We start from the raw sequence: 22,091 nt of genomic DNA, 5'->3' as shown, positions 1-22,091 counted from the left end.
CACGGTCTGACGAGCTAGTTTTCCAAGGACACTGGTTCAGCACGAAACAGCATCGGCACAGCGCTACGCGCTGCCGCTGGGTCTGCAAGGGAAACCATCGGTTTGCGCGCGCAGTGTGCTAAAGATGTTAGGAGCGAAGCGCGTGCCTCCCCGATTGACCGGTCGGCCGCGAAGCGGGCCGGAGCTATTTGGTGCTGAACCCGTTTGGCGTGTGGTGCGATGAGACGGACCGTGCGCGATCCAAGCCCGATTAGGTGTTTGAGGGCACTCTTTAGGCAGCCCACGATGGACGAGAGGACTACCCAAATTGCGTGTGACCGCGGGCGTATCGGAAGCTGCTTTCTTTGCTTACTTTCTTTGCAGCAGCAAAGAAAGTGAGTGCCGCCCCGCACAGGGGCAGTGCTAATAGACCGACACGAATACGGGATCCAACGACAACCAAGACCCCGAAAAAAACACGTCACCGCGCATGCAAACTCGGATGCGCATCAAACACCGGTCCTTGCACGAAATGCACATCGAACTGCTGAAGCGCATTGAACTGCGCCTCATCGCAGACATTCGAAAAGATGAGCGGAATCCTCAACCGATGTGCATACGCCACGAGATGCTTCACCACCGAATCCCGTAAAGCCTGCGCCGCATCCATCTTGATGAAATCGAGCCGCGCCATATCCGACACTGCCATGATCTGCCCGGCATTCGGCAGATTCCCCGCGACCTTGAATCCGTAATGCTGATAGCTCTTCGTGAGATACCCAAGAAACGTCTTGTGCGCGACCGCCGCCGCAGGCAATTCGATCACCACCCGCGACGGGTTCATCCCGAACTCCATCAGCACGGAAGAGAAGTGCAGTCCGTGGTCATACTTCACGCTCTTCAATAGCCGCTCATGCACGCGCAGAAACAAAAGCCCCGGCCGATGCGGCCCGAAGAAATTGAACGCATGCAGCGCGCGCGACAGCCGGTCCAGCACGACCAGCTCGCGATCGTCTTCCAGTTGTCCGAACGGATCGCGCGGCGCATCGCCCTGAATGAGCGTCAACGCCTGCACGCCGAGTTCATCGCCGAAACGCTCCGCGCTCTCCGGCGATGCGCTCAAAGTCTGCGGAAAGCTGTGCGTGCCGACATCGAAGATAGGCTCGTAGGCGCTCGAAATGCACAAATCGCGGTAATGCGCGATCGCCTGACCGGCGTGCTCGTTCTCGCCAAGCACGACATGCGCGCCAAGAAACGGATGTTCCGCGGCGCGGGCGACGAGTTCAGGCAGGGACGGGGCGATCATGGATGGAGCGTCGAGTTCGTGAGGCGTGCCGTACCGGGCAATTTTCATTCGAATGGTCGATGGTATCAGCGCGCAACGCCGCGTCCAGCACCAAATTCACATATTGATATGCGCGGCGAGGCCCGTCGATTAAGGGTATACGATGAATTTCACTAATCGTAATTGGTTTTACCATCCGTAAATTGCAGCGACGACATGCCGCGCACGGCGCCGTCGCCTGAACCGTTGCACTTTTCGTCGAGGATTCCGACCATGCCAACGTTCGAGACGCACACGGACGCGAACCAGCACTATCAATCGGGTTTCGCCAACGACTTCGCCACGGAGGCGCTGCCGGGCGCGTTGCCGATCGGCCGCAACTCGCCGCAACGCGCCGCTTACGGCCTGTACGCCGAGCAGCTTTCGGGCACCGCGTTCACCGCGCCGCGCGCGCACAATCGCCGTTCGTGGCTCTATCGGATACGTCCGGCGGCCGTGCACAAGCCGTTCACGCGCATTCCCGCCGACATGCTGCGCGCGAAACTCGTGGCCAATTTCACCGATGTTCCGCCGACGCCGCCGAACCAGTTGCGCTGGGATCCGCTGCCGATGCCCGCCGCGCCGACCGATTTCATCGACGGCTGGGTGACGATGGCCGGCAACGGCGCCGCGGAATCGATGTCCGGTTGCGCGATCCATCTCTACGCCGCGAACCGCTCGATGCAGGACCGCTTCTTCTACAACGCCGACGGCGAATTGCTGATCGTGCCGCAGCAGGGACGTCTCGCGATCTTCACGGAACTCGGCAAGCTCGATATCGAGCCGCACGAAATCGCGGTGATTCCGCGCGGCGTGCGCTTTTCGGTGACGCTGCCCGATGGCGAAGCGCGCGGCTACATCTGCGAAAACTTCGGCGCGCTGCTGCAATTGCCCGATCTCGGTCCGATCGGCTCGAACGGGCTGGCGAATCCGCGCGACTTCCTCACGCCGAACGCCGCGTATGAAGACCGCGAAGGCAGGTTCGAACTCGTCACGAAGATGAACGGCGTGCTTTGGCGCGCGGACATCGGTCATTCGCCGCTCGATGTCGTCGCGTGGCACGGCAATTACGCGCCGTACAAGTACGATCTGCGCCACTTCAACACCATCGGCTCGATCAGCTACGACCATCCGGATCCGTCGATCTTTCTCGTGCTTCAATCGCCGAGCGACACGCCGGGCGTCGATTCCATCGACTTCGTGATCTTCCCGCCGCGCTGGCTCGCCGCGGAAGATACGTTCCGGCCGCCGTGGTTTCATCGCAATGTCGCGAGCGAGTTCATGGGACTCGTGCACGGCGTCTACGACGCGAAGGCCGAAGGCTTCGTGCCCGGCGGCGCGAGCCTGCACAACTGCATGTCGGGGCACGGGCCGGATGCGGAAACGTTCGAGAAGGCATCGAAGAGCGATACGTCGAAGCCCGCGAAAGTCGACGCCACGATGGCCTTCATGTTCGAGACGCGCACGCTCATCAAGCCGACTCAGTTCGCGCTCGAAACCGCGCAGTTGCAGGCGAATTATTACGAGTGCTGGCAAGGTCTCACGAAACACTTCAACCCGGAGCAACGATGAACGACGCGCTGAAGGCCACACTCGCGCCCACTTTGAAGAGCTGGATCCAATCCGCGAACGATCCCGCGAGCGACTTCCCGATTCAGAACCTGCCGTTCGGCATATTCAGCGACGCGGTGAACGCGCAGCCGCGCGCGGGCGTCGCGATAGGCGACTGGATCGCCGATCTCGCCGTGCTCGAAGACGCGCGTCTGATCGATGCGCGCGGCACGTTCCACGCATCGCGCCTGAACGACTTCATCGCGCTCGGACGCGAGACGTGGCGAGGCGTTCGTATCGCGCTGTCCGCGTTGCTCGCGCACGGCAATGCGACGTTGCGCGACGACGAAGCCTTGCGCCGCCGCGCGCTCGTGCCGCGCTCCGATGCGACGATGCATCTGCCGGTCGAGATTCCTGGCTACACGGATTTTTATTCGTCGAAGGAGCACGCGACGAACGTCGGCTCGATGTTCCGCGATCCGAAGAACGCGCTTCTGCCGAACTGGTCGGAATTGCCGGTCGGCTATAACGGGCGCGCGTCGTCGGTGGTCGTGAGCGGCACGCCCGTGCGCCGCCCGAACGGTCAGATCAAGCTGCCGAACGAAGAGCGCCCGATCTTCAGCGCGTGCCGCAAGCTCGATATCGAACTGGAGGCGGGCTTCATCATCGGGCGCGGCAATGCGCTCGGCGAGCCGATCGCGTGTGAGGACGCGGAGGCGCATATCTTCGGCATGGTGCTGCTCAACGACTGGAGCGCGCGCGATATCCAGCAATGGGAGTACGTGCCGCTCGGCCCGTTCAACTCGAAGGGCTTCGCGACGACGATCTCGCCGTGGATCGTCACGCTCGATGCGCTCGAACCGTTTCGCACCGCGACGCCCGCGCAGGATCCGCAACCGCTCGCGTATCTGCGTCACGAAGGCGATCACGCGTTCGATATCGAACTGGAAGTCACGCTGCGTCCGGAAGGCGCGCACACGCCGACGACCATTTCACGCACCAACTTCAAGCTGATGTACTGGTCGATGGCGCAGCAGCTCGCGCATCACACGGTTGGCGGATGCAATACGCGCGTCGGCGATCTGATGGGATCGGGCACGATAAGCGGGCCGACGCCGGATTCGTGCGGCAGCCTGCTCGAAAGCACCTGGAACGGCCAGCGGCCCGTGAAGCTGGAAGAGGGCGGCGAGCGCGCGTTTCTACAGGACGGCGATGAAATCACCCTGCGCGGATGGTGCCAGGGCGAGGGATATCGCGTGGGCTTCGGCGAATGCGCGGGACAGATTTTGCCGGCGCGCGGGTGATCGATTACGAAGGACGGAGCGGCCCGATTGGGCCGCTTCACGCAATACACGGATTACATCGAGCAGCGTGAGTGTGAGTTGCTCGAGCACTCGGCTATGAATCGGCAACGCGTGCCGCACTTAAGAGGGTGCACCGCCCGTGCTTGCGGATAGCTTCTTCGTCATCTTCTTCGTCGCCGCGGTCGCGCAGATCGCAAGCGCCGCTGGCCGCATCGACCCGTTGCCCCATTCCCTGCGCGCTGACTTTTCGCACGATTCATCGCGGGCCTTTCTCCAATTCGCGATTTTCGCTTCGAGTGCGGCCTTGCGCTCAGGATGTTCGCCGATCTGCTTCTCCACGACCTGCTGCAGGTCGCGCTCGGCGACGATCTGGTCGCGCCACGCGCAGAAATTCATGCTGGTCTGACTTGAATCGCAATTGTTTAGCAGTGCGCCGACTTCACTGGCCGGCAGACCGCTGCGGGCCGCGATCTCGTCGGCCGGCGTCTGATCGGCACGCGCGGCGGCCGACATCATCAAGAGTAACCAGAAGCAATGTTTTCTCACGGTGCGCTCCGTCGCTGGAACGGGGCGGTCTCCAGCCGACGCCGGTTTACGAGACCATTCGACCGCACTGCGGAAAGTCGACGCCCACGAGCGTCGCGCGGATGGATATAGACGCGATGATTCATGTGCGACACGACGCCCGCATCATCGTTCTGGTTCGCCGAGCGCAGTGCGTCGAATGCACCGGCATTGCCGACATTGTAGGTGTAGCTCACAAGCTCATCGAATTGCGCCTGCGTCAATTCTCGCTGTGTGACGGTTCTACGTACCTGGGCTTCTGCTCGGCCGACTCCCGTAGCCAGCTGCGCATTGACCTGAGCTGGCGTAACCGGGCGGCGCAGTTCTTCGGCCGTGCATAGCCCTGTGTGTGCGAGCGTGCCCACGCCGAAGGTGCAGTTGTTCGCTTGATCGTTGTAATAGGCCATGACCGCGTGTTCCCGCGTCCGCAGCTCGGCCCGGCCTGCCTCGCTCAGCTGCATATTTTCGTTTGCCATCGCCGCCCTCTCGTAGCGCTGTTCGTGGTCCGTCGCGTCAGTCGATCCGCTTCGTGCGACAAGCGGCTCAAGTCGTCAAAAAAAGAAGGTAACGAATTGCGTCGAATGAAGGGCGAGGCGATCCGTAAATCTTCGTTGAATTCTGCGACGCGGCTTCTTCGGGTTGCTTGAATGGTCGCTCGCTTTCAGTCGAATAACGCAATCTATTGCCGTGAAGCTGGAAGAGGGCGGCGAGCGCGCGTTTCTACAGGACGGCGATGAAATCACCCTGCGCGGATGGTGCCAGGGCGAGGGATATCGCGTGGGCTTCGGCGAATGCGCGGGACAGATATTGCCGGCGCGCGGGTGAAACACCGCGGCCGGTCGTTGCGGGTCAGGCTTTCCTGACGAACTCGGTCTTGAGGCTCATCGCGCCGAAGCCCTCGATTTTGCAGTCGATGTCGTGATCGGCGTCGACGAGCCGGATGTTCTTGACCTTGGTGCCCATCTTGACGACGCCACCGCCGCCCTTGAGCTTCAGATCCTTGATGACGGTGACGGTGTCGCCATCGTGAAGAACGTTGCCCGCGGAATCGCGATAGACCTTCGCGGCGGGCTCCGATGCGGTATCTGTCTGCGCGGACCATTCGTGCGCGCATTCGGGACAGATGTACATGCCCGCATCTTCATAGGTGAATGCCGACTGGCATTGCGGACAGGGAGGTAAAGCGCTCATACGTTTCCTTGATGCCTCGTAGCGGAATTGAAGGCCGGAAAAGTATACCGCCGACCTCGCGCCGAACGACACGCTCGAACTCCTAACCGCGCCGCTCCCACCACGCCGCAGCGAGAAACGCGCACGCGGCCGCCGTCAGCACGCCGATGAGCGCATCGGCGCCGACGCGCTGCATCAGCGTGCCCGCGACGATCGGTCCGCCGAAACTCGCGACGCTCCACGAAGCCCCGACAATCGCCGTCGCCGAGACCAGCGACGGTCCGCGAAAGCGTTCGCCGCACGCGACGAGCGACAGCGTGTACACGCTGCCCGCCGCCGCGCCGGTCACGAAGAGCAGCGGCCAGCAGATCCACGGATACGCGATCGCCCAAGGCAAAAGCGGCAGCAGCAGCGCGACGACCACGCCCGCGCCCGCATGCACCTTCGCGCGCCCGATGCGGTCGGCGAGCCAGCCGATCGGGAACTGCATCGTCGTATCGCCGAGCAGGATCGCCGATGCGAACAGCACGCCGATATCCTCGCCGACGCCGTGCGACATCGCGAAAAGCGGCATCAGCGAGAGCGCGAGCGTGTCGAAGAGCGCGAAAAAGCCCGTGCCGATCACGAGCGCGGGCATGCGTGGCAACACGCTGCGCCAGTCGCCGTGCTCGCCTTCTTCCGATGCCAGCGCGTGCGGCGCGCCGCGTATCGATGCGAGCGCGGGCAACGCCAGCAGAAAGATCGCCCCGCAGATGGCAAAGCGCATCGACGGCAAGCCGCCGATCACGCTGACGAGCACCGGGCCCGTCATCTGGAAGAGCGTGAAGTTGGTCGCGTAGATCGCGACGACGCGGCCGCGCGTGGAGTCGTCGGCGAGTTGCGTGACCCATGCTTCGCCGATCGTGAAAAGCAGCATCAGCGCCGCGCCGCACAGAAAACGCAGCACGGCCCACAGCCACAGGTTCACGGTGAACTGCATCGCGATAGTCGAGAACGCCGCGACGATCACCGTGCCGACGATCGTCTCGCGCGCCCCGAAATGCCCCGCGAAGCGGCTCGCCACCGGCGCAACCATGAGCCCGCCGAGCGCCTGCGTCGCCGTCATCGAGCCGACGATGTCCGTGCCATAACCCGATTGCGTCAGCGCGAGCGACGTCAGCGGCAGCGTCGCGCCGAGCCCCAAGGCCGACAACCGCGACGCTCAGAATCAGCGCGAGAAAATCGCGCGAGAGAATGCCTTTCATGCAACGTACCGCCCGAAGGAACTCAGGCGGGTTGTCCGATCGAAAGACGGCGCGCGCGCTTGTCGAGCGTCGCCGAGAGCAGCGTCAGGCCGAACGCGCTCACCGCCATCAGTACGCCGACCGACGGCAGCGACGTGAGCGGTGCGCCCGCGCCGATCACGCAGCCGCCGAGCCACGCGCCCGTCGCGTTGCCGAGATTGAACGCGCCCTGGTTCAACGTCGATGCGAGATTCGGCGCATCGCTCGCGCGGTTCACGATCAGCATTTGCAGCGGCGGCACGATCGCGAAGGCGAGCACGCCCCAGAAGAAGATCGTGATCATCGCGGCGACCGGCTGATGCATCGTGCCGGCGAAGATCGTCAGAACGGCGACGATCGCGAGCAGGAAGGACAGCAGCGAACGCAGCAGCTTCCAGTCCGCGAGCTTGCCGCCGAGCGTGCTGCCGACCGTCAGGCCGAGACCGAACAGCAGCAGCACATACGTGACCGCGTGCGGCGAAAGGCCCGTCACGTCTTCGAGAATCGGCGTGATATACGTGAACACCGAGAAAAGACTGGCCGACGCGAGCACGCTGATGCCGAGCACCATCAGCACTTGCGGGTTCTTGAGCACGTCGAATTCGCGCAGGATGCTGGTTTCCGGCATCGCGATGTGCTTCGGCAGGCACACATGCAGCGCGCCCGCCGCCGCGACGCCGATCAGCGTGACGACCCAGAACGTCGAGCGCCAGCCGGCCGCTTGGCCGAGCGCGGTGCCGAGCGGCACGCCGAGCACGTTGGCGAGCGTGAGGCCGGTGAACATCAGCGCGATGGCCTGCGCGCGGCGGTTCGGCGCGACGAGATCGGCCGCGACCACCGAGCCGATGCCGAAGAACGCGCCGTGACAGAACGCGGTGACGATGCGCGCGCCCATGAGCACCCAGTAGTTCGGCGCGAGCGCGCACAGCAGATTGCCGACGATGAACACGCCGATCAGGCTCATCAGCGCCTTCTTGCGCGGCATCTTCGCGGTGACGACGGCGAGAATCGGCGCGCCGACCGTCACGCCGAGCGCATAGCCGGACACGAGCATGCCCGCCGCCGGAATCGTCACCGCGAGATCGCGCGCGACGTTGGGCAACAGGCCCATGATGACGAATTCCGTCGTGCCGATGCCGAACGCGGCAATGGCGAGAGCGAAAAGAGGCAGAGGCATGGCGGAAGAGAAGGAGATGTCACGTCTGGGCGCATCGTCGGATTGAGCGATGCAGGCGCCGAGGCGGAGTTGAAGGCTCGAATTGTACCGAAACGTCATTTTCGACGCTGGTATAAACCCTTATTCCGATCGGCCGATCCATGCTCCGGCCCGAACGGATATTCTTTCTGACGCGGCAGCGGCGCACGACTCTTGCAAACGCTGCGCCGCCATGCGTCAGATGTTTCCGGTAACACGCTCGCGGCCTCGCATTCCTTGCGCGTCGGGGGCGCCGCGCAGTGTTGGTCGCAGTGTTGGTAAAACGCAGCAACTTTTTGAACGAAAGATGTCACTGACAAAATTCTGTATTCACGCGGCAGCCGCCGGCACGCTGTTCATCGCTACGCTTGCGTTCGCCCAGAGCGACGCCGCCGGGCCCATCGCAACGCAGGCGGGAACGCTGCACTTTCTCCGCGATGAATCCGGCATGGCCGCGGTCATCGACAAAGAGGTATTCGATCGCTTCGACGCGAAGCGCGTCGTCCATTTCGATGAAACTTCCGGCACGAGCGACACCGTCACGCGCATGCTCGTGCAGACCGGTTCGGGCCCGATCCTCTACGATTTCCGCCGCCATCCGCCACTCGTGCAGCGCGCCGGCCAGCGCATGACGGTCAAGCGCGTGTTCTGGCAAGGCGAGGAGGTGGTGATGCAGTCGAATCTCGGCTGGTACCGCTTGCAGCGCGGCAAGCTCACGAAGCTGCAATCGTCGACGAACGTCTATCACTGAGCGGGAACACGCGCTCGCCCGCGATCACGTAGAGCGCTTCGCCGCGCACGCCGCCGTTGACTTCGAAGCCGCCCGTGAACGCGCCGAACGCCGGCAGCACGCCCGCGCGAGGGCCGAAGCGAAAGCACGGCAGACGCGCGCTGTCGACGCGCGTCGCGAGCCGGTACACCGGATGCTCGTGTCCCGCGAGCGCGTAAGCGCCATCGACCGTCTGCGGATGATGGCAAAGCGCCCACGGTCCGAGCGCGTGCGGTTCCTTCACGACATCGACGCCGAACAGCGCGGGCAGCGCGCCCGCGTGCCTGTCGTGATTGCCTTCGACGAGCACGAGCGCGAGTTCGCGATGCTTCGCGCGCCACGCGGCGAGGGCGTCGAGCGTCTCGTCGGCGTGGGATTCGCGCGCGTGCAGCAAGTCGCCGAGAAAGACGATCGATTCCGGCCGATGCGCCGCGACGAGCGCATCGAGCCGCGCGAGGCTCTCGCCGGTCGTGCCGACGGGCACCGGAATGCCGCGCGCGCGGAACACGGCGTCCTTGCCGAAGTGCGCATCGGCGATGAAAAGGCTTCGGGCGTGCGGATCGAACGCCGCGCGATCGGCGGATAGGACGAGCGCATGGCCATTCACATCGATGGTCAAAGCTTCCATTTATGTCTTCGCCGCCTTCTCCAGGTCCGCGAGCATGCGCTCGACGCGATCCGAGAGCTTCTCCGTGCTCACCTTTTCCCGCAAGCGCGCGACGATCAGCGGAAACGCGAACGGCGTGGGCTTCTTCGGCGCATGCAGCGCGAGGCGGCTCGCGCTCATGCGTTCGAGCGCCGCGCGGATGCGGCCGAGTTCGAGTTCCTGCAGCATCACTTCCTGATCGGCCTGCGCAAGCAGCAGATTGCTGCTGTCGTGCTTGCGAAAGACTTCGTAGAACAATCCGCTCGACGCCTGCAATTGCCTCGCGCTTTTCTGCTGTCCCGGATGCCCCTGATAAATCAGCCCCGACACGCGCGCGATTTCGCGAAAACGCCGCGCCGACAATTCGGATGCGTTGAGGCTCGCGAGAATGTCGTGCTCCAGATTCTCCGGGGAAAAAAGCCCTTCCGCGATGAGCGTCTCCCAGTCGAACGGTTTTGCCGACAGCAGTTCGAAGCCGTAATCGTTCATCGAAATCGAAAACGTGCTCGGCTGATCGCGTGCGACGCGCCATCCGATCAGCGATCCCAGGCCAATATGCGCCATGCGCCCCGCAAACGGATAGCAAAAGAAGTGATGACCTTCGCGCGAGCGCACGCGTTCGACGACGAGCACGCCCGGCCCCGGCAGCGCGGACCACTTCGCCTGCAAATCGAGCAGCGGTTTGACGGCGCGCATTTCCGGCTCGTCGTAGATGCCGTCGTTGGCGCGCGCGAGCATCACGAGTGCGGCATCGGCCAGTTCGGACGACAGCGGCATCTTGCTGCCCGCCCATTGCGGCATCGCCCCGCGCGATGAAGTCGCGCGTTTCACATACGCGGTCATGTCGCGCACGCGCACGAGTTCGAGCGCGCGTCCGCCGAAGGTGAAGACATCGCCGGGCTTCAAGCGCGAGATGAACGACTCCTCCATCGCGCCGATGCGCCCGCCCGTCATATAGGCGACGTTGATGGTTGCGTTTGCAACTATCGTCCCGACGTTGTTGCGATGCCTGCGCACGAGGTCTTCGCGCGGCACGCGATACACGCCGTCATCGTCCTTCACTACGCGATGAAAGTCCGGATACGCCGCGAGCGATGCGCCGCCGCGCTCGACGAAAGCGAGCGCCCAGTCGAATTCCCGCTGCGTCAGATCGCGATACGCATACGCGCTCTTCACTTCGTCGAGCATGTCGGCGGGCGTGAAGCCGCCGCCGATCGCCACCGTCACGAGATGCTGGACGAGCACGTCGAGCGGCTTCAACGGCATGTCGCGTCCTTCGATGCGCCGCTCTTCGATCGCCCAGCGCGCCGCGGCCGCTTCGACGAGTTCGAGCGCATGCGTCGGCACGATCGTCACGCGCGATACGCGCCCCGGCGCATGCCCCGAGCGTCCCGCGCGCTGCATCAGACGCGCGACGCCTTTGGGCGAGCCGATCTGAAACACGCGATCGACCGGCAGAAAATCGACGCCCAGATCGAGACTCGACGTGCACACGACCGCCTTCAGTTGCCCGTTCTTCAAGCCTAGTTCGACCCAGTCGCGCACTGCCTTGTCGAGCGATCCGTGATGCAGCGCGAGCAAGCCGGCCCAGTCGGGCCGCAATTCGAGCAGCGCGCGATACCAGATTTCCGATTGGGAACGCGTGTTGGTGAAGACGAGCGAGCTTTGCGCGCGCTCGATTTCGTCGGCGACGGGACCGACTTGCCGCACGCCGAGATGGCCGCCCCACGGGAAGCGCTCGATGGTTTCGGGAATCAGCGTATCGACGACGAGCGTTTTCGGCTGCGCGCCACGCACCACGACGCGCGGCGTCTTCACCGGATGCAGCAACGCATCGTGCGCGAGCGCGAGATTGCCGAGCGTCGCGGACAAGCCCCAGATCTGCAGATCGGGACGCCAGCGCGCGAGCCGCGCGATCGCCAGTTGCGTCTGCGTGCCGCGCTTGTTGCCGAGCAGTTCGTGCCATTCATCGACGACGATCATGCGCAGATGCTTCAGTTCTTCTTGCGCGTTGGCGCGCGTGAGCATCAGCGTGAGGCTTTCGGGCGTCGTGACGAGCGCGGACGGCATCCGGCGACTCTGACGCGCGCGTTCCGTCGATGACGTGTCGCCGGTGCGCAGCCCGACCGTCCACGGCACGTTCAGCGCAGTGACGGCGCTTTGCAGCGCGCGGGCGCTGTCGGCGGCGAGCGCGCGCATTGGCGTGATCCAGAGGACGGTGAGCGGCGCGGGATTTTTATCGGCTTTCGATGACCGCGCGAAAGCCGCGAGCGCCCCGAGCCACACGGCCCACGTTTTGCCCGCGCCCGTCGTCGCGTGAAGCAGGCCGCTCGCGCCACGCTCGATCTCACGCCACGCTTCGCGCTGAAATTCGAACGGCTGCCAGCCGCGCTCGTCGAACCAGCGCGCGATGCGTTCGTCGATTGGCTTTGCAGCTTCGTTCGCGTCGTACGCGAAAGGCGCGGGCGTGAAGGATTCGGCGGCGGCATCGAGTTTTGCCTGCGCCGCACGCGTGCGCGGCACGCGTCGAGGTCGCGGCGCGCGGTGCCTGCGCTCGCCGGCCGATTCGGACTCGCTCATGCCGTGGCCTCGTTCAGAAAGCCCTTGAGGATGTCGAGCGTATCGGCGTCTTCGATTTTTTTATCGGTGCGCCAGCGCAGCATGCGCGGAAAGCGCACGGCGATGCCCGATTTGTGACGCGGGCTCGCCTGTATGCCTTCGAAGCCGATCTCGAAGACGAGCGTCGGCGTGACGCTTCTCACCGGCCCGAATTTCTCGATGGTCGTCTTGCGCACGATCGCATCGACCTGGCGCATTTCTTCGTCGGTCAGTCCTGAATACGCTTTTGCGAAGGGCACGAGCGTGCGCATGCCGTCGGCTTCGTCCCAGACGGCGAAGGTGAAATCCGTGTACAGGCTCGCGCGCCGGCCGTGACCGCGCTGCGCATAGAGCAGCACGGCGTCGATCGCATACGGATCGATCTTCCACTTCCACCACGTTCCCGACGCCTTCGTGCGCCCGACGCCGTACATCGACGCGCGTTCCTTCAGCATGAATCCTTCGACGCCGCGCGCACGGCTTTCGTCGCGCAATTTCGCCAGTGCAGTCCAGTCGGATGCCGTCACGACCGGCGACACGCGCAGGACATTCACCGCAAGCGACGACGCGAGCGCGTCGAGTTGCGCGCGCCGCGCGTGCAGCGGCTCCATGCGCAGATCGCGGCCATCGATCTCGAGCAGATCGTAGGCAAGCAGCGCGGCGGGGGAATCGGCCAGCACTTTCTTCGTGAGCGACTTGCGCGTGATGCGCGGCTGCAGTCGCGCGAAGGGCAAGGGCGCGTCCGCGCCCGGTTCCCACGCGAGGATTTCGCCGTCGATCACGGTGCCGTCGGGCAACGCTTCGCCGAGCGACGCGAGCTCCGGAAAGCGCTCCGTGACGAGATCCTCGCCGCGCGACCAGATCCATACGCGGCCCGCGCGCTTCACGAGCTGCGCGCGTATGCCGTCCCATTTCCATTCGACGATCCAGTCGTCGGGCGAGCCGAGCGTCGCCGGATCGGCCTGCAGCGGATGCGCGAGAAAGAACGGATACGGCAGGCCGATATCGCTTTCGTGCGGCGTGTCGACGTCATCGCCTTCTGCTGCCGGTGCGATCAGCCGAAGATAGCGCGCGGCGCTCGGTTTCTCGCGCGAATCGGTCCAGCCGACCATGCGTTGCGCGATGCGCTTATGATCGACGCCCGCGACCTGCGCGAGCGCGCGCACGACGAGCTGCCGCGCGACGCCGACGCGAAAGCCGCCGCCGATCAGCTTCGTCAGCAGGAAACGCTCGCTCCAGTTGAGTTCGTCCCAGTAACTCAGAAGCCGCTCGCGCAATTCGGACGGATCCGCGCCGCGCAGCGTGAGGATGCGTTCCTCGATCCATTGCGCGAGTCCGAGCGACGATTCTCCCGACGCCGGCGGCAAAACGTGCGCGATGGTTTCAGCGAGATCGCCGACCGCCTGATACGACTCTTCGAAGAGCCACTCCGGCAAGCCCGCGCGTTCGCGGGCGAACTCGGTGAGCAGGCGCGTCGGCACCGACTGGCGCGGCTTGCCGCCTGCGAGAAAGTACGACGCCCACGCGGCGTCTTCGGCTTGCGCGCCCGAGAAATACGCGATCAGCGCTTCGAGCTTTTCGTTCGTCGATGTCGTCGCGTCGAGCGCGGCGTAGAGCGTCGCGAAGCGCTTCATGATGTTTGCGCCATATCGGCTTCGATGGCGTCGTCGCCGTATTCGGTCGTGAACGCGCCCGCATCGAGGCCTTGCTCGTTGAGCCAGCGCACCATCGGCTCGATCTGTCCGTGCGTGACGATGACGCGCTCGGCGCCGCTCGCACCGATGGCGAGCTGCAGGCCGGGCCAGTCCGCGTGATCCGAGAGCACGAAGCCGCGATCGACGCCCTTGCGGCGCCGCGTGCCGCGCAGACGCATCCAGCCGGACGCGAAGGCATCGCTGTATTCGCCGAAGCGGCGCATCCAGGTGCTGCCTTGCGCGGACGGCGGCGCGACGATCAGCGCGCCCTTGAACGCGGCCTTGTCTTTCGCGGCGATCTCGCTGACGAGGCGCGTCGGCGGCAACGCGACGCCCGATTCGCGATACGCGCGATTGAGCGGCTCGACCGCGCCGTGACAGAAGATCGGACCGATGGCGGCATCGACGCCCGCGAGCACGCGCTGCGCCTTGCCGAACGAATAGCAGAACAGCACCGACGCGCGGCCTTGCGCCGCGTTATGCCGCCACCATGAGTCGATGCCGTCGAAGACATCGCGCGAGCTGTCCCATCGATAGATCGGCAGCCCGAACGTCGATTCGGTGATGAACGTATCGCAGCGCACCGGCTCGAACGGCGCGCAGGTCGGATCGGGCTCGACCTTGTAATCGCCGGACGCGACCCACACGCGGCCCTTGTGTTCAACGCGCACCTGCGCCGATCCGAGCACGTGCCCGGCAGGATGCAGCGACACGCGCACACCGTTCACGACGATTGCTTCTCCGTAAGCGAGCGCTTGAACATCGATGCCCGGCAGCCGCGACAGCAACACGCCGACGCCCGGCTCGGCCGCCAGGTAATGCGTGTGCCCGAAGCGCGCGTGATCGGCATGCGCGTGCGTGATGACGGCACGTTCGACAGGCCGCCACGGGTCGATATGGAAGTTGCCCGGCACACAGAAAAGACCCTCGGGCCGCGCGACGATGAGATCGGAAGAAGTGTCCACGAGTCGTTGATCGGTGCCGTGAATGAAAGTCACATGACAAGCGATCTCGCAGGCTATGTCCATGTGTTCGATTCTGGCAACAAAAGCACATGCCGTGCCCGTCATGGCGCTTTCACGAATTGCGTCTAGGGTGTAAAAGTTTGTTTAGCCCGAGCGCCTGTTCAGCGGCGGTCGTTCAGGCTGCTTGTCAGCGAAACACGCGCGCACGGGGCGCGCGCGCCGCAGTCTTCCTCCTATGCCGAACATGGACACGATGGTTGCGCCGACCGCCGCAGAAGCGGTCTGGATCGTCAGATTGCAGAGCCATCCGCAGTACGACTTCGTGCGGCTGAAGCGGGTGTTCACCGACCATGGCTCGCGTCATCAGGTCGTGCTCGTCGACGTGAGGAAGCTCCTCGCGTGCGCCGATCGCGACGACACCGACTACGTGCTCAAGGCCGTCGACGACTGGCACGCGGGCAAGGTGCGCGGCATCCGCGAGTTTCTCGATCCGGACAATCCGCGCGTGCCCGAAATGCCCTACGTGACGATCAGCGTGCGCCGCTCGCCCGGGCTGCTCGGGTTGCTGGGCGTGCATCGGGAAGGTGTCGTGGCGTTTCGCAACGGCCAGCATCGCGCGCGCTACATGGCCTATGCCGGCGCCTTGTTGATGCCGGTTGAAGTGCACGAGCGCGAGGCGTCCTTGCTGCGCGAGATGTGCGCGGCGCCGGATGCGTCGAATGCGGAGTACGGGGAGGGTTGAGCGCCGCCCGATTCGGCGCTGGACGAAGCTTAGTTGTGCGGTGCGATCGGGAGATTGGGTCAGACGGCGGTAAAACGCCGTGCTGGCCCTTGTGCTTGCTATGGCTTCAGTTGGCGGTCGCGGTCGCGGTCGCGTTGCGCAACGCCTGCATCGGCATCATCGCCGGCATGGTCGGGCGGATGATTTCGTCGGGACGCGTGCCGCCTTGCGCGGTGAATTCCCGGCCGAGATAGTCCAGCGCATAGTCGATGAAAAAGCGCGTCTTCGCGGGCAGATATTGCCGCCCCGGATATACGATCGACACTTTCATGTCGGGGTCGTCGATCGAATAGCCGTCGAGCAGGCGGACGAGCGTGCCGCTTTCGATGTCCGCCCGCACGATGCCTTCGGGAAGAATCGAGAAGCCCATGCTTTTCAGCGTGGCGAGACGCACCATCAGCGCGTTGTTGACCGTGTAGACCGGCGCGAGGGTGACCTGATCGGCGGCGCCGTGACGATGCCGGAAATGCCAGGTCTGGCTGCGCATTTCGTTCGGCAGTCCGACGGACGGCAACGTTTGCAGATCGGTCGGCGTGGCGGGCGTGCCATGCTCGGCGACGAACGCGGGCGTCGCGACCGTCACGAGCGCGCTGGTGCCGACCGGCCGCTCGATGAGCGCGGTGCTCGACACCATGAACGCCGTGACGATGCCGACGTCATAGCCGTCCTCGACGAGATCGACATGGCGCTCGGCGAGCGTGAGCCGCACGTTGACCTTCGGATACACCTTGCGGAAGCCGTCGATGAGCGGCGTCAGCGTGAGCAGCGAAAGCGCGCTGGATGCAACGACGCGCAAAGTGCCGCTCGGCTCGCCTTCGGTGTGCGTGACTGTGGATTCCAGATGATCCAGTTCCTCCAGCAACGCGCGGCAGCCCTCGAGATAGCGTGTGCCCGCTTCCGTGAGAGACAGATTGCGGGTAGTGCGGTTGATGAGACGTGTTCGCAAATGCGCTTCGAGCATCGCGATTGCCCGAGTCACGAGCGCATTCGAGACATCGAGTTGTTGAGCAGCGCGGCGAAAACTCTCCGTGTCTGCCACGCGCACGAACACACGCATTGCATGGATCTGATTCATCATTCAGCCCTCTCAGGTTTTACCACACGGGCCGGACATGTTGTTCTAGGACAACTTTGTGTCCGGTTCTTGAATCTCGCGTTAAGTCGATAATATTTAGGGCTAACCAAATTTGCAATATCAAATTTCCATTGAGCGATAAATTTACCGCATCGTTATTGCCGCTGTTAATAGCGAAGACGCATGTTTCGAAAACTAATTTAGCGCTGTTCGAAATGCAATATGTACGAAATGCATGGATTTCGTAAATCTTTCGCGGATTAAGACTGTATGGTTAATTTGCTTAAAAAACGGCATTTTCTGCGCGCTTTCCGCGTGCGAACGCATCGAAGTAACACTCAAGGCCGAAAGAGATTTTATATATCGCCCGGTAAATGCCGATTAAAACTTTTGGTGCAAAACCCGTTTCTCTTTTCGGATATTGATGGATATATCGATGCCGCAATTACGTTCGAAATTCGAAAACACGGGTTGACGTCATGATTTGGACTCTGCTTGCGGCGCATCCTGAAATCGCCCTATTTTCGAGCCTCGCTATTGGTTATCTCGTCGGGTCCGTGAAGCTCGGCCCCATTCAGCTCGGCGGCGTTTGCGGCACACTCGTCGTCGCGCTGATTCTTGGACAAAGCGGCGCGCGCATTTCACCCGATCTCAAGAACATCGCATTCGCGCTCTTCATCTTCGCGCTGGGTTTCACGGGCGGCCCGCAGTTCTTCGCGAACATCGGGCGCGGCTGGCGTTACGGCGCGTTGTCGATCGTCGAGATCGTCGTCGTGGTCGCGCTCGTGCTCGGCGCCGCCGTCATATTGAAACTCGACGCGGGAACGGCGGCCGGCTTGCTTGCCGGCGGCGCGACGGAATCCGCGGTGATCGGCACGGCGTCGGAGGCCATCGGGCGGCTCGGCCTGTCCACGACAGATACCGCGCGGCTGCAGGCGAACATCGTCACCGCTTACAGCGTGAGCTATCTGTTCGGCCTCGTCACGATCGTGCTGTTCACGAGCCAGTTCGCGCCGCTCATCCTGCGCGTGAATCTGCGCGAGGAAGCGGAGCGCGTGTGGCGCAAGCTGGGCGGCGACGGCGCGCTCGGCACCGGGCAGACGCCCGCCGCGCCGCCGCTCGCGGGCCGCGAGCTAAGGGTGACGGCCGCCGCGGGCCTCACCGTCGGCGACCTGGAGAAGCGCTTTCGCGACAACATCAGCGTGCAGCGCGTGCAGCGCGACCGCTCGGTCATCAAGCCGCAAGCGGCGGTCATGCTGAAGGCGGGCGATCTCGTCGTGGTCGGCGGGCGGCGCGAGGCGCTGGTCGAGGCGATTCCCGCGATCGGCGAGGAAGTTTTCGGCAACGGCGTCTCCGATGTCTATGTCGAACGCACGGATGTGATGCTCACGCGGCGCGAACTGCACGGCCTCACGCTCGCCCAGGTGCGCGCCCGCGCCGCGCCCGCCGACGCCCACGGCGTCTTCGTCGCGGCCGTGACGCGTCTCGACAGCACGATTCCCGCGCTCGCCGGCACGCAGGTGCATCGCGGCGACGTGCTGACGCTCATCGGCAACAAGGAGGATGTCGCGCGCGGCGCGGCCAGGCTCGGCTACATCATCCGCGCGACGCAGAAAACCGACTTCGTGTTCCTCGGGCTCGGCGTGCTGCTCGGCATCGCGGTCGGGCGGCTGTCGGTACATGCCGGCGACATCGATCTCACGCTCGGGACGGGCGGCGGCTGCCTGCTCGCGGGGCTGCTGTTCGGCTGGATCCGCTCGCGTTATCCGCTGACCGGCTCGCTGCCCTCGGCGGCGGCGCAGATATTGAAGGACTTCGGCCTGTGCACGTTCATCGCGGCGGTCGGGCTGTCGGCGGGCCCGGACGCGTTGCGGCTCGTTCGCGAATACGGCATCGCGCTGCCGGTCGCGGGCATCGTCATCACGCTCGTGCCGGCGCTCGCGTCGCTCTTCATCGGACGATGGCTGCTCAAGCTCGACGTGCCGATGCTGCTCGGCGCGATCGCCGGTCAGCAATGCAGCACGCCCGCGATCAGTGCGCTCGTCGGCGTGACGGGCAACGCGACGCCGATGATCGGCTACACGATCACGTATGCGCTCTCGAACGTGCTGTTGCCGCTGCTCGGCCCGGTGATCGTCGGGCTCGCGAGCAAACTGGGCTGACCGTATGGAATGGCTCCACGACATCTTCCAGAAATCGCCGGAATCGGCGCTCTTTCTTTCGCTCGCGGCGGGTTATCTGATCGGCCAGATCAGCTTCGGCAAGTTTCAACTGGGCGGCGTGGGCGGCTCGCTGATCGCGGCGGTGATCGTGAGCCAGGCGGGCGTGCAGATCGACAACGGCGTGAAATCCGTGATGTTCGCCGTGTTCATCTACGCGGTCGGCTACGACTCCGGCCCGCAGTTTTTCAGCTCGATCAACCGCCGCACGCTGCGCGAAATCGCGATGGCGCTGTTCCTCGCGGTGACGGCGCTCGCGAGCGTGATCGTCTGCGCGAAGCTGTTCGGGCTCAACAAGGGGCTAGCGGCCGGACTCGCGGGCGGGGCGCTGACGCAATCGGCGATTATCGGCACGGCGGGCGATGCGATCGCGCGGCTCGGATTGCCCGCCGATCAGACCAAGGCGTTGCAGGCCGACGTCGCGGTCGCGTACGCGGTAACGTACGTGTTCGGCTCGCTCGGCGCGATCATCGTATGCGTGAACATCCTGCCGAAGTTCATGGGGCAGAGTCTCAGGGATGCGTCGATCGAAGCGGAGAAGGCGCTCGCGGGCGGGGCGTCCGGTCCCGGACCAGGGCAGATTTCGGCGTTGCCCGCGCTCGTCGGACGCACGTATCGCGTGACGCACGATGGCGCGGCGGGGCGCACGGTCGCGCACGTCGAAGTCGACGACCGGGACATGATCACCGTCGAGCGCATCCGGCGCGGCGGGCGCGCGCTGGAGCCTGCCGCGGACTTCGTATTGCGAGCGGGCGATATCGTGCTCGTCGTCGGGCGGCGCGAGGCGATGGCGGGCGCGACGGCGCACATCGGCGAGGAAATCGCGGACGCCGATGGCAGCAGCGTCGTCATGCAGAAGCGTCAGGGCGTGTTCACGAAGCGCGGGATGAACCACGTGAGCATCGCCGACGTGCGCGCGACGGTCGATCGCGACATTCGGCACGGCGTGTATATCCACGGCATCACGCGTGCGGGGCATCCGTTGCCGGTGCTGCCCGAGACGACGCTCGATCACGGCGATGTCATCACGTTCTACGGCGCGCCGCAGGACACGAAGCGCGCCGTCGATGCCGCCGGTTACGAACTGCCGTATTCCGACAAGACCGATTTCATCTACATGGGCGTGGGTATCGTGCTCGGGTTGCTGATCGGGCTGATCGTCGTCGATGCAGGCGGCGTGCCGCTCACGCTCGGCTCGGGCGGCGGCTGCCTGCTCACCGGTTTGCTGTTCGGCTGGATGCGCGGCAAGCATCCGATGTACGGCGTGATGCCGCCGGCCGCATCGCAATTGCTGAAGGATTTCGGACTGGCGGCGTTCGTCGCGGTGGTCGGGCTGAATTCCGGCTTGCAGGCGGTCGTCACGGTGAAACAGAGCGGGCTGACGATCTTCCTGCTCGGCGTGTTCGTCACGCTGTTTCCGCTCGTGCTGACGATGCTCTTCGGCCGCTACGTCCTGCGTTACGACAACGCGGCGCTGCTCGCGGGCGCGCTCACCGGTTCGCGCAGTGCGAATCCGGCGTTCGGCGGCGTGCTCGACAAAGCCGAAAGCGCCGCGCCGACGGTGCCGTTCGCGATCACGTATGCGTTGGCGAACGTGCTGCTGACCTTGCTCGGACCTTTGGTGGTCGGGCTCGTCTGAAGCGGCGGGCGTGCTCCTTGCGCCATAATCGGCGGACCTGCAAGGAGACTTCTTCATGGCTCAATCCAATGCGGCAACCGTCACGCTTCCGTCCGGCGAAGCGATTCCGAAACTCGGCCAGGGCACCTGGGAAATGGGCGAGCGCCCGAACGCGCGCAAGAGCGAGATTGCCGCTTTGCGCGAGGGCATCGATCTCGGCATGACGCTCATCGATACCGCCGAGATGTACGGCGAAGGCGAAAGCGAGAAGCTCATCGCCGAAGCGCTCGGCGACAGGCGCGACGAGCTTTTCATCGTCAGCAAGGTGTATCCGCATAACGGCAGCGAGCGCGGCGTGCAGAGCGCATGCGAGCGCAGCCTGAAACGCCTGAAGACCGATCGCATCGATCTGTATTTGCTGCACTGGCGCGGCGGCGAGGATCTCGAAGGCGTGATCGCGGGTTTCGAAAAACTGAAGGACGACGGCAAGATTCGCCACTGGGGCGTGAGCAACTTCGACACGGACGACATGGAAGAGCTCTTATCGCTCGATGGCGGCGACGCCTGCGCGACCGATCAGATTCTCTTCAACGTCGCGCGGCGCGGGGCGGAGTTCGATCTGTTGCCGTGGCTGCGTGAGCACCGCATGCCCGCGATGGCGTACAGCCCCGTCGATCACGCGCGTCTGCCGCGCGGCGGCGCGCTGGAACAGATCGCGGCGGCGCGCGGCGTGTCGGCGTTTCAGGTGGCGCTCGCGTGGGTGCTGCAGCAGCCGCAGGTATTCGCGATTCCGAAAGCGTCGGATGTCGCGCACGTTCGCGAGAATCGCGCGGCGCTCGATCTTCACCTGTCCGCCGACGAGCTCGCGGACATCGATCGGCAGTTCAAGCCGCCGAAGTCGAAGCGCCCGCTCGAAATGCTGTGACGACGCGCCGGATCACGTGCACGCGTGATGCGCGTGCACCGAGCCGAGCACCGCGACTTCCGCGGGCGTGCGCCTCAGATCGGCTTCGTTGACCTGCTTCGCATCGGCGAGGAAGTCGTCGACGATCGACGACACGGTCGTGTCCGCGAGACACAGCGATACGCGCTTCGTCTCGCCATCGGGCAGCGACGTGCGCTGCGACAGAAACAGCACGCCGTACTGATAACCGCGCACGATTCCGCGTACCGCGCCCACGCATTGTCCTTGCGCCGTGTTGTCGGACTTCGCGGCGCATTGCTGCGCGAGCGCGTAGGCCGAGAAAGTCGGATCGGACGCGCCGGGCGCCGGAGCCTGTGGTGCGGTCTGCGCCTGCGCGGCCGTCGCGACGCCGAAAGTCAGTGCGCAAAGCGCGGCGGAGAGGGCGGGTTTCATCGGTTGAATCCTCGTTGTTT

The 22,091-nt window shown here is 64.4% G+C and carries 18 protein-coding genes and 2 pseudogenes; 8 read left to right on the top strand and 12 right to left on the bottom strand.

The genetic code is table 11. The features are described 5' to 3' along the window. Positions 1–460: 460 nt before the first annotated feature. Positions 461–1,285 (bottom strand): EAL domain-containing protein, encoded by an 825-nt coding sequence (locus tag BG60_RS22725; protein ID WP_008351242.1) that lies wholly within the window; start codon positions 1,283–1,285, stop codon positions 461–463. Between the two features lie 252 nt (positions 1,286–1,537). On the opposite strand from BG60_RS22725, the gene hmgA reads away from it, so the two are divergent. Both hmgA and fahA read left to right on the top strand, forming a co-directional pair. Continuing rightward, positions 1,538–2,875 carry a homogentisate 1,2-dioxygenase gene (gene hmgA, locus BG60_RS22720; protein ID WP_034472986.1) on the top strand — a complete coding sequence of 446 codons (1,338 nt, stop codon included), beginning with the start codon at positions 1,538–1,540 and terminating at the stop codon, positions 2,873–2,875. Then, on the top strand, positions 2,872–4,158 hold the full coding sequence (gene fahA / locus BG60_RS22715; RefSeq protein WP_034472984.1) for a fumarylacetoacetase: 1,287 nt from the start codon (positions 2,872–2,874) through the stop codon (positions 4,156–4,158). Before hmgA ends, fahA begins: the two co-directional genes overlap by 4 nt. A 120-nt stretch (positions 4,159–4,278) precedes the next feature. Here the strand turns inward: fahA and BG60_RS22710 are convergent, their stop codons facing one another. Both BG60_RS22710 and BG60_RS37105 read right to left on the bottom strand, forming a co-directional pair. After that, positions 4,279–4,704 (bottom strand): lysozyme inhibitor LprI family protein, encoded by a 426-nt coding sequence (locus BG60_RS22710; RefSeq protein WP_034472982.1) that lies wholly within the window; start codon positions 4,702–4,704, stop codon positions 4,279–4,281. Beyond that, on the bottom strand, positions 4,701–5,198 hold the full coding sequence (locus tag BG60_RS37105; RefSeq protein WP_075583545.1) for a lysozyme: 498 nt from the start codon (positions 5,196–5,198) through the stop codon (positions 4,701–4,703). Before BG60_RS37105 ends, BG60_RS22710 begins: the two co-directional genes overlap by 4 nt. A 211-nt stretch (positions 5,199–5,409) precedes the next feature. On the opposite strand from BG60_RS37105, the pseudogene BG60_RS38800 reads away from it, so the two are divergent. Next, positions 5,410–5,547, top strand: a pseudogene (locus BG60_RS38800) (fumarylacetoacetase); the annotation flags it as partial. A 24-nt stretch (positions 5,548–5,571) separates the two neighbouring features. On the opposite strand, the gene BG60_RS22700 reads toward BG60_RS38800, so the two are convergent. The 3 genes and pseudogenes from BG60_RS22700 to BG60_RS22690 all read right to left on the bottom strand — a co-directional run bounded on the left by BG60_RS22700 (position 5,572) and on the right by BG60_RS22690 (position 8,331). Beyond that, positions 5,572–5,913 carry a zinc ribbon domain-containing protein YjdM gene (locus BG60_RS22700; protein WP_008351239.1) on the bottom strand — a complete coding sequence of 114 codons (342 nt, stop codon included), beginning with the start codon at positions 5,911–5,913 and terminating at the stop codon, positions 5,572–5,574. Positions 5,914–5,995: 82 nt separating this feature from the next. Continuing rightward, positions 5,996–7,136: pseudogene (locus tag BG60_RS22695) on the bottom strand (MFS transporter). Between the two features lie 22 nt (positions 7,137–7,158). Next, positions 7,159–8,331 carry an MFS transporter gene (locus BG60_RS22690; protein WP_034472978.1) on the bottom strand — a complete coding sequence of 391 codons (1,173 nt, stop codon included), beginning with the start codon at positions 8,329–8,331 and terminating at the stop codon, positions 7,159–7,161. A 325-nt stretch (positions 8,332–8,656) separates the two neighbouring features. Between BG60_RS22690 and BG60_RS40190 the strand changes: the two genes are divergently transcribed. After that, complete coding sequence (locus BG60_RS40190; protein WP_008351236.1) at positions 8,657–9,100, top strand: hypothetical protein; 444 nt, start codon at positions 8,657–8,659, stop codon at positions 9,098–9,100. Here BG60_RS40190 and pdeM read toward each other — a convergent pair. The 4 genes from pdeM to BG60_RS22665 are packed head-to-tail and all read right to left on the bottom strand — an operon-like array spanning position 9,063 to position 15,021. Beyond that, the gene (gene pdeM, locus BG60_RS22680) at positions 9,063–9,746 is read right to left on the bottom strand and encodes a ligase-associated DNA damage response endonuclease PdeM (protein ID WP_008351232.1); all 684 of its coding nucleotides are present in this window, start codon (positions 9,744–9,746) and stop codon (positions 9,063–9,065) included. The genes BG60_RS40190 and pdeM overlap by 38 nt on opposite strands. Beyond that, a complete protein-coding gene (locus BG60_RS22675) occupies positions 9,747–12,344 on the bottom strand; it encodes a ligase-associated DNA damage response DEXH box helicase (RefSeq protein ID WP_034472976.1) in 2,598 nt (865 codons plus the stop codon). It abuts the gene before it with no gap. Next, positions 12,341–13,996 (bottom strand): ATP-dependent DNA ligase, encoded by a 1,656-nt coding sequence (locus BG60_RS22670; protein ID WP_034472974.1) that lies wholly within the window; start codon positions 13,994–13,996, stop codon positions 12,341–12,343. Before BG60_RS22670 ends, BG60_RS22675 begins: the two co-directional genes overlap by 4 nt. Continuing rightward, positions 13,993–15,021, bottom strand: coding sequence for a ligase-associated DNA damage response exonuclease (locus BG60_RS22665; protein WP_034473003.1), 1,029 nt, complete (start codon positions 15,019–15,021; stop codon positions 13,993–13,995). The genes BG60_RS22670 and BG60_RS22665 overlap by 4 nt, the downstream gene beginning before the upstream one ends. Before the next feature lie 235 nt (positions 15,022–15,256). On the opposite strand from BG60_RS22665, the gene BG60_RS22660 reads away from it, so the two are divergent. Further along, positions 15,257–15,763, top strand: a complete 507-nt coding sequence (locus tag BG60_RS22660) for a plasmid fertility inhibition factor family protein (protein WP_008351228.1) — start codon at positions 15,257–15,259, stop codon at positions 15,761–15,763. A gap of 106 nt (positions 15,764–15,869) precedes the next feature. Here BG60_RS22660 and BG60_RS22655 read toward each other — a convergent pair whose 3' ends face one another. Then, on the bottom strand, positions 15,870–16,880 hold the full coding sequence (locus BG60_RS22655; RefSeq protein ID WP_241484878.1) for a LysR family transcriptional regulator: 1,011 nt from the start codon (positions 16,878–16,880) through the stop codon (positions 15,870–15,872). 476 nt (positions 16,881–17,356) lie between these two features. Here BG60_RS22655 and aspT (BG60_RS22650) point away from each other — a divergent pair, with 476 nt between their 5' ends. Genes aspT (BG60_RS22650) through BG60_RS22640 form a run of 3 tightly spaced genes read left to right on the top strand, consistent with a single transcriptional unit; the run spans position 17,357 to position 21,639 of the window. Next, on the top strand, positions 17,357–19,039 hold the full coding sequence (gene aspT, locus BG60_RS22650; protein ID WP_034472972.1) for an aspartate-alanine antiporter: 1,683 nt from the start codon (positions 17,357–17,359) through the stop codon (positions 19,037–19,039). A 4-nt stretch (positions 19,040–19,043) separates the two neighbouring features. After that, positions 19,044–20,735 carry an aspartate-alanine antiporter gene (gene aspT / locus BG60_RS22645; RefSeq protein ID WP_008351224.1) on the top strand — a complete coding sequence of 564 codons (1,692 nt, stop codon included), beginning with the start codon at positions 19,044–19,046 and terminating at the stop codon, positions 20,733–20,735. Positions 20,736–20,790: 55 nt separating this feature from the next. After that, entirely contained in the window at positions 20,791–21,639 is an 849-nt protein-coding gene (locus BG60_RS22640; RefSeq protein WP_034472970.1) for an aldo/keto reductase, read from the top strand. Positions 21,640–21,651: 12 nt separating this feature from the next. Here BG60_RS22640 and BG60_RS22635 read toward each other — a convergent pair whose 3' ends face one another. Next, the gene (locus BG60_RS22635; RefSeq protein WP_008351222.1) at positions 21,652–22,071 is read right to left on the bottom strand and encodes a Rap1a/Tai family immunity protein; all 420 of its coding nucleotides are present in this window, start codon (positions 22,069–22,071) and stop codon (positions 21,652–21,654) included. Positions 22,072–22,091: the final 20 nt, after the last annotated feature.

Origin of the sequence: Caballeronia zhejiangensis, from assembly GCF_000698575.1 — a bacterium.
Lineage (GTDB): Bacteria > Pseudomonadota > Gammaproteobacteria > Burkholderiales > Burkholderiaceae > Caballeronia > Caballeronia zhejiangensis.
The sequence above is the reverse complement of the archived record's forward strand: the minus strand, read 5'-3'. Positions and strand labels throughout refer to the sequence as shown.

Bases quoted from the DNA above. Each gene is read 5' to 3' on its own strand.
- BG60_RS22725 (WP_008351242.1), bottom strand. From the start codon at position 1,285: ATGATCGCCCCGTCCCTGCCTGAACTCGTCGCCCGCGCCGCGGAACAT.
- hmgA (WP_034472986.1), top strand. From the start codon at position 1,538: ATGCCAACGTTCGAGACGCACACGGACGCGAACCAGCACTATCAATCG.
- fahA (WP_034472984.1), top strand. From the start codon at position 2,872: ATGAACGACGCGCTGAAGGCCACACTCGCGCCCACTTTGAAGAGCTGG.
- BG60_RS37105 (WP_075583545.1), bottom strand. From the start codon at position 5,198: ATGGCAAACGAAAATATGCAGCTGAGCGAGGCAGGCCGGGCCGAGCTG.
- BG60_RS22700 (WP_008351239.1), bottom strand. From the start codon at position 5,913: ATGAGCGCTTTACCTCCCTGTCCGCAATGCCAGTCGGCATTCACCTAT.
- BG60_RS22690 (WP_034472978.1), bottom strand. From the start codon at position 8,331: ATGCCTCTGCCTCTTTTCGCTCTCGCCATTGCCGCGTTCGGCATCGGC.
- BG60_RS40190 (WP_008351236.1), top strand. From the start codon at position 8,657: ATGTCACTGACAAAATTCTGTATTCACGCGGCAGCCGCCGGCACGCTG.
- pdeM (WP_008351232.1), bottom strand. From the start codon at position 9,746: ATGGAAGCTTTGACCATCGATGTGAATGGCCATGCGCTCGTCCTATCC.
- BG60_RS22675 (WP_034472976.1), bottom strand. From the start codon at position 12,344: ATGAGCGAGTCCGAATCGGCCGGCGAGCGCAGGCACCGCGCGCCGCGA.
- BG60_RS22670 (WP_034472974.1), bottom strand. From the start codon at position 13,996: ATGAAGCGCTTCGCGACGCTCTACGCCGCGCTCGACGCGACGACATCG.
- BG60_RS22660 (WP_008351228.1), top strand. From the start codon at position 15,257: ATGCCGAACATGGACACGATGGTTGCGCCGACCGCCGCAGAAGCGGTC.
- BG60_RS22655 (WP_241484878.1), bottom strand. From the start codon at position 16,880: ATGATGAATCAGATCCATGCAATGCGTGTGTTCGTGCGCGTGGCAGAC.
- aspT (WP_034472972.1), top strand. From the start codon at position 17,357: ATGATTTGGACTCTGCTTGCGGCGCATCCTGAAATCGCCCTATTTTCG.
- aspT (WP_008351224.1), top strand. From the start codon at position 19,044: ATGGAATGGCTCCACGACATCTTCCAGAAATCGCCGGAATCGGCGCTC.
- BG60_RS22640 (WP_034472970.1), top strand. From the start codon at position 20,791: ATGGCTCAATCCAATGCGGCAACCGTCACGCTTCCGTCCGGCGAAGCG.
- BG60_RS22635 (WP_008351222.1), bottom strand. From the start codon at position 22,071: ATGAAACCCGCCCTCTCCGCCGCGCTTTGCGCACTGACTTTCGGCGTC.